Below are 11,837 nucleotides of genomic sequence, written 5' to 3' on the forward strand. Positions count from 1 at the left end.
AGACCGAGGGCAGTACGGCCATCGCCGCCGTCGCGTAGCCCTGGGCCGAGGGGTGGTAGCGGTCGGCGGCGAACATCTCCGGACGGGCCGCGAACTCGGGCCCGAGCAGCGAGCCGAGCGAGACCGTCCGGCCGCCCGCCTCCACCACCGCGATGGTCTGCGCGGCGGCCAGCTGGCGGCTCAGCCGGCGGGCCACCCAGCGCAGCGGCGGGCGCACCGGCTTGATCGTCCCGAGGTCCGGGCAGGTGCCGACCACCACCTGGCAGCCGGTGGCGCGCAGCGCGGCGACGCTCTCGCCGAGCTGGCGCACGGCGAGCTGGGCCGGACTGTGCCGGGTCACGTCGTTGGCGCCGACCATGATCACGGCGATGTCGGGGCGGTGCTCCAGGGCCTGGTCCAGCTGGCCGGCCAGGTCGGCGGAGCGGCCGCCGGAGAACGCCACGTTGACCAGCCGGACCGGACGCTCGGCGACCGAGGCGAGCCCGGCGGCGAGCAGCGCGCCCGGCGTCTCCCGGGCCCGCAGCACCCCCAGGCCCGCGGCGGTGGAGTCGCCGAGGAAGGCCAGCACCAGCGGCGGCCGCGGCCCGGCGGCGGTGTCGGCGAAGGCCTCGCCGTAGACGCCGTCGGCCTTCGGCGGGGCGCTCTCCAGGATGCCGATGGCCTGGACCGCCAGTTTGCTCTCGGTCAGCAGCAGGCCCACCAGGCCCACGCCCAGCACGCCGAGCCCGCCGCCGCCGTAAGCGGCCGCGGTGGCGATCCGGCGGGCCACCCGGGCCCGGGACTCCTGTGCCGTCGGCATCCGGTGCCCCCTTCGCGTCCTCGTGCCACCCGGTGAAGGGCCGCTCCCGATGCGTGTACACCCCTAGTACCCGCGATCGCCCCGGCCTACGACGGGGGTGGTCCGTTCGTGGGGCGCGAGAGCCCTCCGGGGCGCGTGGTACGGCCTAGGCTTTGCAGTACCGAAAGCGCCACTGCATCGCCCACAGACCGGGAGGACCCCCCGTGCGGTACCACAACTCGATCATCGACCTGGTCGGCAACACCCCGCTGGTCAAGCTGAACAAGGTCGCCGAGGGGATCAGCGCGACCGTGCTCGCCAAGGTCGAGTACTTCAACCCCGGCGGCTCGGTGAAGGACCGCATCGCGATGCGCATGATCGAGGCCGCCGAGGCCTCCGGCGCCCTCAAGCCGGGCGGCACCATCGTCGAGCCGACCTCCGGCAACACCGGTGTCGGCCTGGCGATCGTGGCCCAGCAGAAGGGCTACAAGTGCGTCTTCGTCTGTCCTGACAAGGTCTCCACCGACAAGATCAACACGCTCCGCGCCTACGGCGCCGAGGTGGTCGTCTGCCCGACCGCCGTCGCCCCCGAGCACCCGGACTCGTACTACAACGTCTCCGACCGCCTGGTCCGCGAGACCCCGAACGCCTGGAAGCCGGACCAGTACTCCAACCCGGAGAACCCGGCCTCGCACTACCACTCCACCGGCCCCGAGCTGTGGGAGCAGACCGAGGGCCGGATCACCCACTTCGTGGCGGGCGTCGGCACCGGCGGCACCATCTCCGGCACCGGCAACTACCTGAAGGAGGTCTCCGGCGGCAAGGTCAAGGTGATCGGCGCCGACCCGGAGGGCTCGGTCTACTCGGGCGGCACCGGCCGGCCGTACCTGGTCGAGGGCGTCGGCGAGGACTTCTGGCCGACCGCCTACGACCGCACCGTCGCGGACGGCATCGTCGCCGTCTCCGACAAGGACTCCTTCCAGATGACCCGCCGCCTGGCGAAGGAGGAGGGCCTGCTGGTCGGCGGCTCCTGCGGCATGGCGGTCGTCGCCGCGCTGGAGGTGGCCCGCGGGCTCGGTCCGGACGACGTCGTCGTGGTGCTGCTGCCGGACGGCGGCCGCGGCTACCTGTCGAAGATCTTCAACGACGACTGGATGGCCGACTACGGCTTCCTGCCGTCCGCCACCGACGAGGCGCACATCGGCGAGGTGCTGGCCCGCAAGGACGCCATCGAGCACGAGGGCATCCCGCAGTTCGTCCACATGCACCCCAACGAGACGGTCGCCGAGGCGGTCCGGGTGCTGCGCGAGTACGGCGTCTCGCAGATGCCGGTGGTCTCGCCGGGCGCCGGCCACCCGGACATCATGGCCGGCGAGGTGATCGGCTCGGTGGTGGAGAAGCTGCTGCTGGAAGGCGTCTTCGCGGGTGACATCCAGCTCACCGACACGCTGGACAAGGTGATGTCCAAGCCGCTGCCGGTGGTCGGCTCGGGCGAGACCGTCACCAACCTGATGGCGGTGCTGGAGAAGGCCGACGCCGCGGTGGTGCTGGTGGAGGGCAAGCCGCAGGGCATCGTCACCCGCCAGGACCTGCTGGGCTTCCTGACCGGCAGCCGCGCCGGGCACTGAGGCGCTAAGGCGCTAAGGCGCTAAGGCGCTGAGGCACTGAGGCCGGGCCAGCCGCCGACCCCGACCCGGCGGCTGAGGACCCGCGGGGCCCCGGGCCCCGTTCCCGGGCGAACTGGTACACCGGCGTCATCCGCGTGCAGCACGGGCTTAACACGGCTGCGCCATCGTTGTGCTCACGGCAAGACGCCGAGCGAGACGGCGGTGACCGGCGGGAGCGGCTCCCCGGCGGCACGGCCCGTCTCGGACCCCGACGGCCGGTCCTTGATCCGGCCGGTGGTGTCCCCGCCCGTGGAGACGCCGTCGTCCCGCCCCTGTCCGGCTCCGGCTGGCTGCCAGGGTGTGGCGGCTCCCCGGGCGAACCGCGCCGCTTGGCGCGTCTCCGCGGCTCCCGGGTGGGGGAGCCGGCGGAGACGGTGGGGCCGACCTCTCCCTGGAGGGTCGGCCCCGCCTACGTTCCATGCTCTTGTCACGGCCGTCGTCCCGTAGTCTCACTGCCATGACCAGCACTGACACGACCGGCCAGGACACCCCGCGCTACGTCCGGCTCAGCATCGAGCTCATCGCCGAGATCACCGACGAGGGCGCCCTCAAGGCGGCGGCCCTCCAGCAGGTGGCCGAGGACGCGTACCTGGACGACGAGGAGCGCGCGCAGTCCGTCGACGCCATCGAGGTGGACCCGTCGGGCTCGCTCGCGCACTTCATCGACCCGGTGGCGCTGCTCGGCGACGTCCCCGGGGTCGAGCTCGCCTCGGCGACCTGGGAGTCGGTGAAGACCGACTTCGACCCGGAGGGTGACGAGTGGGACGAGTACGCGGTGGAGGAGTCGGCCGAGTAGGGCGTGTCCGTCACAGCCCGTGAATGCCCGGTCCGCCGTCCGCGGGCCGGGCATTTGTCCATATTTGGCGCCGTGTTTCGGATTCTCGTACGATCGCAAGCCGTTGGTGATGGAACCGTGAACGCACGGATTGCGTTTCTGTCTCCGTAATGCCCGATTGATCAGCAGGGAGTGGGCGACGTGACGGCACGGGAAGGTCGGGGCCGAGCGGCCGGGAGCGGCTGGAGCCGGCGTGGCGTACTGGCGGGCCTGATCGGCGCACCGGTCCTGCTGCTGGCGGCCTGCAACGACAACAAGAGCGCCGAGGCCGGCGCCGGTGGCACAGGCGGCAGCGGCGGTACCGGCGGCAGCGGTACCAGTGACGCCGGCGGCACCGGAGGCACGGCCACCGGCGGCGCGCAGCCCACGCCCAGCGCCACCAGCACCCCGACCCCGAAGACCTCCGCCGCCGTGATCACCGTCACCCCGGCCGACGGCGCCACCGCCGCCAGCTTCAGCGAGCCGGTCCGGGTCGCCGTCGCCGGCGGCACCTTCAGCACGGTCAAGGTCGCCGACTCCACCGGCAAGGCGCTGGCCGGCGAGCTGTCCGCCGACGGCACCCTGTGGACCTCCGCCGCCGCCCCGGCCAGCGGCACCAAGTACACGGTGGCCGCGGTCGCCTTCGACAAGGAGAAGCTGGAGGCCGACGCCAACGCCGTCTTCACCACGGCGACCCCGGCCAACACCTTCGTCGGCTACTTCACCCCCGAGGACGGCTCGGTCGTCGGCGTCGGCATGCCCGTCTCGATCAACTTCAGCAAGGCGGTCACCGACCGCAAGGCCGTCCAGCAGGCGATCACCGTGATAGCCGAGCCGGGCGTCGAGATCGTCGGGCACTGGTTCTCCAGCACCCGCCTCGACTTCCGGCCGCAGCACTACTGGGCCAAGGGCACCAAGGTGACCGTCAAGCTCCGGCTGAAGGACGTCCAGGGGGCGAAGGGCGTCTACGGCACCCAGTCCAAGGACGTCCGCTTCACCATCGGCCGCGCGCAGACCAGCGTCGCCGACCTCGCGGCCAAGAAGCTCACCGTCACCACGGACGGCCAGGTCAGCGCGGTCTACGCGATCTCCGGCGGCTCGCCCGAGTTCCGCACCTGGGGCGGCAAGATGGTGATCACCGAGCAGTACCAGCAGACCCGGATGAACTCGCAGACGGTCGGTCTCGGCAGCGAGTACGACATCCCGGACGTGCCGCACGCCCAGCGGCTCAGCACCTCCGGCACCTTCATCCACGGCAACTACTGGTCCCCGGCGTCGACCTTCGGCAGCCAGAACACCAGCCACGGCTGCGTCGGCCTGCGCGACGTCAAGGGCGGCCAGGACGCGAGCGCGGACGGCTACAAGTTCTTCAAGAGCTCGATGATCGGCGACGTGGTCGAGGTCGCGAACTCCGGCGACAAGACCGTGGCGCCGTCCAACGGCCTCAACGGCTGGAACATGGGCTGGGCCGAGTGGAAGGCCGGCAGCGCGATCTGACGGATCCCGGGGGCGGCGGCGCCGTGCCCGCCGGCGGCACGGTGTCGTCCTAGCCCGACTCGGGCCCGGACCCGGGCGGGCCGGTGTCGAGCGCGACGGCCGAATTCCGCCGGTCCTCCGGTGGCCGCGGGGGCAGGGTGGGGGCATGACGACAACCTCCACCGCTCCGTCCGTCCTGACCGTCCGTGCGATCGACCCCGTCGTGCACGGCGCCCTGCTGGTGCGCGACGACGCCGGCCGTGAGCCGGTCCGTTCCGTCGACGAGACCGGTGGCGCCCCGCTGCGCTGCTGCCTGACCAGGGCGCGGGCCGGTGACCGGATCGCCCTGGTGGGCTACGCGCCGCTGCGCCGCTGGGCCGCCGAGACCGGTGCCGAACCCGGGCCGTACGACGAGGTCGGCCCGGTCTTCGTGCACGACGGGCCGTGCGCCGGTCCGGCCGGCCAGGGCTGGCCGGAGGGCTTCCACGGCGGCCGGCGGGTGCTGCGCGCGTACGACCGGCGGGGGCGCATCCTCGGCGGCGAGCTGGTCGGGCCGGAGACCGCGGAGGCGGTCGCGGCGCGGCTGCTCGCCGACCCGCAGGTGGCCGTGCTGCACGTGCGCGCGGTGGAGTTCGGGTGCTTCCAGCACGAGGTCCGGCGGGGCTGACCACCGCCGGCCGGGTGCTCAGGAACGCTTGGCGTAGTCGCCGAAGCCCTGCCAGTCCAGGGCGACCACCGGCTCGTCGCCGACCACCCAGGCGTCGTGGCCGGGCGGGCAGACCATGAAGTCGCCGGGGCCGAACTCGTCCTCCTCGCCGTCGTCCATGACGACCTTCATCCGTCCGGAGACGACGTAGCCGACGTGGGCCGACTGGCAGCTGTCCGTTCCGGCGAGCGGCTTGATGTGCTCGGACCACTGCCAGCCGGGCTGGAACACCGCCCGTCCGACGGCCCCGCCGTCCAGGTTGACCAGGCGCAACTCGCCCTTGTCCGCCTCGAAGGGGCGGACCTCCTCGGGATCGGTGTCGAAGTTCCTGCGGATGAGACCGGCCATGAGGTGCTCCTCGGGACAGGGGCGGCCCCGCCACCAGGGACGGGTGACGCGGCCGCCCAACCGGTCCTTCCAGTCTGCGCCCGCCGGGCCCGGGTCGGGAACCCTCCGTGACGACGGACCCGGCCGGCCGGGCCTAGGCGTCCGTCCGGGCCACCCCGATCGGGCAGCTGGCGCCGGTGCCGCCGAGGCCGCAGTAGCCGTTCGGGTTCTTGGCGTCCGACAGGTACTGCTGGTGGTAGGGCTCGGCGGGGTAGAACGGGCCGGCCGGGGCGATCTCGGTGGTGACCGGGCCGAGGCCGAGCGCGGTGAGGGCCGGCTGGAAGGCGTCCCGGGTGGCGGTCGCGGCGGCGGCCTGGGCCGGGGAGTGGGTGTAGACCGCGGAGCGGTACTGGGTGCCCACGTCGTTGCCCTGGCGGTTGCCCTGCGTCGGGTCGTGCGCCTCCCAGAAGGTCTTCAGCAGCCGCTCGTAGGAGACCACCGCGGGGTCGTACACCACCCGGACCGCCTCGGTGTGCCCGGTCAGGCCGCTGCACACCTCCTCGTACGTCGGGTTCGGGGTGTGGCCGCCCTGGTAGCCGACCAGCGTCGTCCAGACGCCGGGAAGCCGCCAGAACGTCCGCTCGGCGCCCCAGAAGCAGCCCAGCCCGAAGTCCGCGACCTCAAGACCGTCGGGGTACGGGCCGGTCAGCGGGTGACCGAGCACGGTGTGCGGCTCACGCAGCGTGAACGCCGGGGCCGGGCGGCCGGGCAGCGCCTGGTCGGCGGGGACGAGCGAGGTCTTGTGGCGGTTGAACAGCACGGCCTGCTCCAACGGATCGGGGAGGGTTGCGGACGTTCCAACGCGGCCGGGCACCCGGGGATTCCGGGTGCCCGGCGGCGCCCGCGCGACCGGCCGGTGTCTTCCGGGCGGCGGCCGGCGGTTCGCCGACTACGCTCGGAGCATGACCGAGCACCAGCTTCCCCACGGCTTCGAGACCCTCGCCATCCACGCGGGTCAGGAAGCAGACCCCCAGACCGGGGCCGTCGTCACGCCGATCTACCAGGTGTCCACCTACAAGCAGGACGGGGTGGGCGGCCTGCGGGGCGGTTACGAGTACAGCCGCAGCGCCAACCCGACCCGCACCGCGCTGGAGGAGTGCCTCGCCGCGCTGGAGGGCGGCGCCCGCGGCCTCGCCTTCGCCTCCGGGCTCGCCGCCGAGGACACCCTGCTGCGCACGATCCTCAAGCCGGGCGACCACATCGTGATCCCCAACGACGCCTACGGCGGCACCTTCCGGCTGTTCGCCAAGGTGCTGACCCGCTGGGGCGTCGAGTTCTCGGTGGCCAACACCCAGGACCTCGCGACCGTCCGCGAGGCGCTGCGGCCCAACACCCGCGCGGTCTGGGTGGAGACCCCGTCCAACCCGCTGCTGGGCATCACCGACCTGGCCGCGCTGGCCGAGATCGCGCACGGCGCGGGCGCGCTGCTGGTGGTCGACAACACCTTCGCCAGCCCCTACCTGCAGCAGCCGATCGCGCTCGGCGCCGACGTGGTCGTGCACTCGACCACCAAGTACATGGGCGGCCACTCGGACGTGGTCGGCGGCGCCCTGGTGATCGCCGAGGCGGGCCTCGGCGAGGAGGTCGCCTACCACCAGAACGCGATGGGCGCGGTCTCCGGCCCGTTCGACGCCTGGCTGGTGCTGCGCGGCATCAAGACCCTCGGCGTGCGGATGGACCGGCACAGCTCGAACGCCGAGAAGGTCGCGGAGCTGCTGGCGGGCCACCCCAAGGTCAGCCAGGTGCTGTACCCGGGCCTGCCCGAGCACCCCGGCCACGACATCGCCGCCAAGCAGATGAAGGCCTTCGGCGGCATGGTGTCGTTCCGGGTGAACGGCGGCGAGGAGGCGGCGGTCGAGGTCTGCGACCGGGCCGAGCTGTTCACCCTCGGCGAGTCGCTGGGCGGCGTGGAGTCGCTGATCGAGCACCCGGGCCGGATGACCCACGCCTCGGTGGCGGGTTCCGCGCTGGAGGTGCCGGCCGACCTGGTGCGCGTCTCCGTCGGCATCGAGTCGATCGACGACCTGCTGGCCGACCTCAAGCAGGCGCTGGGCTGAGCCCACGCGCCGGTGGCGCGCGCCCTACGCGCCGCCGGCGCCCTGCCGGCCCGCCGTGTACTCCTCCATGGAGTGGTTGAAGCGGGCCAGCAGGGCGCAGAACGCCCGCTGCTCCTCGGGCGGCCAGCCGGCGACCAGCCGGCGGGTCAACTCGGTTCTCCCGGCCCGTACTTCGGCCAGCCGGCCGGCGCCGAGCGGGGTCAGCGCGAGCCGGACGGCGCGCCGGTCGGCCGGGTCCTGCACCCGGCCGACCAGGCCGGCCGAGACCAGCGGGGCGACCTGCCGGGTGACGGTGGAGGAGTCGACGGCCAGCGCGTCGGCCAGCGCCTTGACGTTGGCGGGGCCGAGCCGCTCCAGCCGTTCGAGCAGCAGGTAGGCGGCCCGGACCAGGGCGGCCACCCCGTCGGATCCGCGGACCTGTTCCATGCGGCGGGCGAACACGGCCAGCTGGTACTGCAGTTGGGTGTGCACGGGGTCGGTGAGGTCGGTGGCCTGGGGCGAGGTCGTCGTCATCGCGGCTCACGATCGTCGTGCGGTGAGGAAGGCTCAGGAGCAGCAGCGTACGCGGGCCGGGCGGGCCCGGGAACAGGGCCGACGTCCCTGAACCAGGTGTCATGACGCCCTAGGCTGCTGTCATGCACAGCTGGCCGATCACCCTCGACGATGTCCGCGGCGCCCAGAAGATGCTCGCCGGGGTCGCCCGGGTGACGCCGATGGAGGGCAGCCGCCACCTCTCCGCGCTGGTCGGCGCGCCGGTCCACCTGAAGTGCGAGAACCTCCAGCGCACCGGTTCGTTCAAGCTGCGCGGGGCGTACGTGAGGATCGCGGGCCTCTCCCCGGTGCAGCGGGCGGGCGGGGTGGTCGCGGCGAGCGCGGGGAACCACGCCCAGGGGGTGGCGCTGGCCGCCTCGCTGCTCGGGGTGCGCTCGACCGTCTTCATGCCGGTGTCCGCGCCGCTGCCGAAGATCGCGGCGACCCGGGAGTACGGCGCCGAGGTGCGGCTGCACGGGGCGACCGTCGACGAGGCGCTGCAGGCGGCGCAGCGGTACGCGGAGGCGGGCGGCGCGGTGTTCATCCACCCGTTCGACCACCGGGACGTGGTGATCGGGCAGGCCACCGTCGGGCTGGAGATCCTGGAGCAGTGCCCCGAGGTGCGGACCATCCTGGTCGGGGTGGGCGGCGGCGGCCTGCTGGCCGGGATCGCGGCGGCGGTCAAGCCGCTGCGGCCGGACGTGCGGGTGGTGGGGGTGCAGGCGGCGGCCGCGGCCGCGTACCCGCCCTCGCTGGCGGCCGGGCACCCGGTCTCGCTGGAACGGTTCGCCACCATGGCGGACGGGATCATGGTCGGCCGGCCCGGGGACGTCCCGTTCGAGATCGTCAGCACGCTGGCGGACGGTGTCCGGACGGTCTCCGAGGACTCGCTGTCCCGGGCCCTGCTGCTGGGGCTGGAGCGGCTGAAGCTGGTGGTGGAGCCGGCAGGGGCGGCCCCGGTCGCGGCGCTGCTGGAGCGGCCGGACTCCTTCGAGGGGCCGGTGGTGGCGGTGCTGTCCGGCGGCAACATCGACCCGCAGCTGATGCAGCGGGTGCTGCGGCACGGCCTGGCGGCGGCCGGGCGCTACCTCTCGCTGCGGGTGCGGCTGGCGGACCGGCCGGGCGCGCTGGCGGGCCTGCTGGGGGTGCTGACCAGGGTGGACGCCAATGTACTGGACGTGGCGCACGTGCGGGTCGATCCGCAGCTGGGGCTGACCGAGGTGGAGGTGGACCTGCACCTGGAGACCAAGGGGCCGGAGCACTGCGCGGCGGTGCTCGGCGAGCTGCGGGGCGCGGGGTACGTGGTCTCCCGGTAGCGGGACGCCCGGGCGGGCGTTTTAATTCCTTGACGCGATATATCGCGGATGCCAGACTCGCGATACATCGCGTCATCCCGCCGCGGCGGCGAAAACGAGTCGCCCGCCCGCCCGCATTGGGGGCAAAGTGGGACAGACCACGCATGTCCATTTTCCCCGAGGAGATGAGGCAGGCCCATGGCGCCAGCCATCCAAGCCGAGAACCTGGTCAAGACGTTCGGCGACGTACGAGCCCTGGACGGCGTCAGCCTCGACGTCCCCGAGGGCACCGTGCTCGGGCTGCTCGGCCCGAACGGTGCCGGCAAGACCACCACCGTGCGCGTCCTCACCACCCTGCTCCAGCCCGACTCCGGCCGCGCGACGGTGGCCGGCGTCGACGTCCTCAAGCACCCGAACCAGGTGCGCAGCCTGATCGGCCTCTCCGGCCAGTACGCGGCGGTCGACGAGTACCTCACCGGCTTCGAGAACCTCCAGATGGTCGGCGAGCTGTACCAGATGCCCGTGCGCGAGGCGAAGGCCCGGGCGCTCGAACTGCTGGAGTGGTTCAACCTCACCGAGGCCAAGGACCGCACCGCCAAGACCTACTCGGGCGGCATGCGCCGGCGCCTCGACCTCGCCGCCGCCCTGGTCGTCCGCCCGCCGGTGATGTTCCTGGACGAGCCCACCACCGGCCTCGACCCGCGCAACCGGCTCGCGCTGTGGGAGGTCATCGAGACCCTGGTCGAGCAGGGCACCACGCTGCTGCTCACCACCCAGTACCTGGAGGAGGCCGACCGGCTCGCCCACGACATCGCGGTGGTCGACCACGGCAAGGTGATCGCGCGCGGCACCGCCGACCAGCTCAAGGCGCAGATCGGCGGCGAGCGGATCGAGGTCGTGGTGCAGCGGCCCGACCTGGTCGGCGACGCGGTCGCGGCGCTGTCCGCCTACGCGCTCGGCGAGCCGGCGGTGGAGAAGAACACCCGGCGGATCACCGTCCCGGTCAGCGGCGGCGCCCGGGTGCTCGCGGACGTGATCCGCGAGCTGGACTCCCGCTCGATCGGGATCGACGACATCGGCCTGCGCCGGCCGACCCTGGACGACGTCTTCCTCTCGCTCACCGGCCACCACACCGAGGCCGAGGCCGAGGAGAACGGCGCCGGGGGCAAGGGACGCGGGCGGGGCGGCCGCTCCGGCGCCGACAAGCAGGCCGTCGCGGCCGGGAAGGAGCGCTGAGATGGCCACGGCCACCGAGCACGCCATCGGCGGGGCGGTACCCAAGCAGCGCCGGGGGGCGGACGCCGTCCTGCACGACTCCTGGGTGGTCGCCAAGCGCAACCTGCGCCGGATGACCCGGATACCCGAGATCGTGGTGTTCGGCCTGATGCAGCCGGTCATGTTCGTGCTGCTGTTCTCGTACGTGATGGGCGGCGCGATCAAGATCCCGGGGGCGCAGTCCAGCTCCTCGGCGTACATCCAGTTCCTGATGGCGGGCATCTTCGCCCAGACCGTCACCTTCGCGGTGGCCGGCGCCTCGGCGGGCATCGCCGAGGACATGTCCAAGGGGCTGGTCGACCGGTTCCGCTCGCTGCCGATGGCCCGCTCGGCGGTGCTGGTCGGCCGCACCCTGGCCGACCTCTGCCAGACCGCGTTCACCCTGGTGGTGCTGGCCCTGGTGGCGCTGCTGGTCGGCTGGCGGATCCACGAGGGGCTGCTGTCCGCGCTGGCCGCGTTCGGGCTGCTGCTCCTGCTCGGCTACGCCTTCTCCTGGATCGGTGCGCTGATCGGCCTCTCGGTGCGCAGTCCGGAGGCGGCCACCTCGGCCGGGCTGATCTGGCTCTTCCCGCTGACCTTCATCTCCAACGCCTTCGTGCCGGTCAGCTCGATGCCGGGCTGGCTGCAGGGGATCGCCTACTGGAACCCGTTCAGCGCCACCGTGCAGGCCTGCCGCAACCTGTTCGGCAACCAGGTGGGCCCGGTGGACGACGTGTGGCCGATGCAGCACGCCGAGCTGGTGTCGGTGCTCTGGTCGGTGGTGATCACCGCGGTGTTCTCCTGGCTGGCGGTGCGCAAGTACCGCTCCTCGGCCGGCTGAGCCGGCCCGTGGCACGCGAAGGCGGCCCCGG

At 73.0% G+C, this 11,837-nt stretch carries 12 protein-coding genes; 8 read left to right on the forward strand and 4 right to left on the reverse strand.

All coding sequences use genetic code 11. From position 1 onward, the window contains the following. Nucleotides 1-799, reverse strand: a 799-nt coding sequence (locus tag ABD308_RS16740; RefSeq protein WP_344335028.1) for an SGNH/GDSL hydrolase family protein, incomplete at its 3' end; no start/stop codon positions are given. A gap of 203 nt (nt 800-1,002) precedes the next feature. Between ABD308_RS16740 and ABD308_RS16745 the strand changes: the two genes are divergently transcribed. The 4 genes from ABD308_RS16745 (at nt 1,003) to ABD308_RS16760 (ending at nt 5,402) form a co-directional block, all read left to right on the forward strand. Beyond that, nucleotides 1,003-2,406, forward strand: coding sequence for a cystathionine beta-synthase (locus tag ABD308_RS16745; protein ID WP_344335030.1), 1,404 nt, complete (start codon nt 1,003-1,005; stop codon nt 2,404-2,406). A 496-nt stretch (nt 2,407-2,902) separates the two neighbouring features. After that, nucleotides 2,903-3,241: a hypothetical protein gene (locus ABD308_RS16750; RefSeq protein WP_344335032.1), complete on the forward strand. Its 339-nt coding sequence runs from the start codon at nt 2,903-2,905 to the stop codon at nt 3,239-3,241. A gap of 180 nt (nt 3,242-3,421) precedes the next feature. Beyond that, the gene (locus tag ABD308_RS16755) at nt 3,422-4,756 is read left to right on the forward strand and encodes a L,D-transpeptidase (protein WP_344335035.1); all 1,335 of its coding nucleotides are present in this window, start codon (nt 3,422-3,424) and stop codon (nt 4,754-4,756) included. A 145-nt stretch (nt 4,757-4,901) separates the two neighbouring features. Beyond that, nucleotides 4,902-5,402: a DUF1203 domain-containing protein gene (locus ABD308_RS16760; protein ID WP_344335037.1), complete on the forward strand. Its 501-nt coding sequence runs from the start codon at nt 4,902-4,904 to the stop codon at nt 5,400-5,402. A gap of 18 nt (nt 5,403-5,420) precedes the next feature. Here the strand turns inward: ABD308_RS16760 and ABD308_RS16765 are convergent, their stop codons facing one another. Then, a complete protein-coding gene (locus ABD308_RS16765; protein ID WP_344335040.1) occupies nt 5,421-5,789 on the reverse strand; it encodes a cupin domain-containing protein in 369 nt (122 codons plus the stop codon). Nucleotides 5,790-5,922: 133 nt separating this feature from the next. Then, nucleotides 5,923-6,588, reverse strand: a complete 666-nt coding sequence (msrA, locus tag ABD308_RS16770) for a peptide-methionine (S)-S-oxide reductase MsrA (RefSeq protein ID WP_344335043.1) — start codon at nt 6,586-6,588, stop codon at nt 5,923-5,925. Nucleotides 6,589-6,730: 142 nt separating this feature from the next. On the opposite strand from msrA, the gene ABD308_RS16775 reads away from it, so the two are divergent. Then, complete coding sequence (locus ABD308_RS16775) at nt 6,731-7,885, forward strand: cystathionine gamma-synthase (protein WP_344335044.1); 1,155 nt, start codon at nt 6,731-6,733, stop codon at nt 7,883-7,885. Between the two features lie 24 nt (nt 7,886-7,909). On the opposite strand, the gene ABD308_RS16780 is transcribed toward ABD308_RS16775, so the two are convergent. Beyond that, nucleotides 7,910-8,398, reverse strand: a complete 489-nt coding sequence (locus tag ABD308_RS16780) for a MarR family winged helix-turn-helix transcriptional regulator (protein ID WP_344335047.1) — start codon at nt 8,396-8,398, stop codon at nt 7,910-7,912. A gap of 122 nt (nt 8,399-8,520) precedes the next feature. On the opposite strand from ABD308_RS16780, the gene ilvA reads away from it, so the two are divergent. From ilvA to ABD308_RS16795, 3 genes are all read left to right on the forward strand, one after another. Next, entirely contained in the window at nt 8,521-9,732 is a 1,212-nt protein-coding gene (ilvA, locus tag ABD308_RS16785) for a threonine ammonia-lyase (RefSeq protein WP_344335049.1), read from the forward strand. A gap of 177 nt (nt 9,733-9,909) precedes the next feature. Beyond that, the gene (locus tag ABD308_RS16790) at nt 9,910-10,947 is read left to right on the forward strand and encodes an ATP-binding cassette domain-containing protein (RefSeq protein WP_344335051.1); all 1,038 of its coding nucleotides are present in this window, start codon (nt 9,910-9,912) and stop codon (nt 10,945-10,947) included. A 1-nt stretch (nt 10,948) separates the two neighbouring features. After that, a complete protein-coding gene (locus ABD308_RS16795; protein ID WP_344335054.1) occupies nt 10,949-11,806 on the forward strand; it encodes an ABC transporter permease in 858 nt (285 codons plus the stop codon). Nucleotides 11,807-11,837 lie beyond the last annotated feature (31 nt).

The sequence above is a fragment of the Kitasatospora putterlickiae genome, assembly GCF_039527695.1.
GTDB classification, from domain to species: Bacteria; Actinomycetota; Actinomycetes; order Streptomycetales; family Streptomycetaceae; genus Kitasatospora; species Kitasatospora putterlickiae.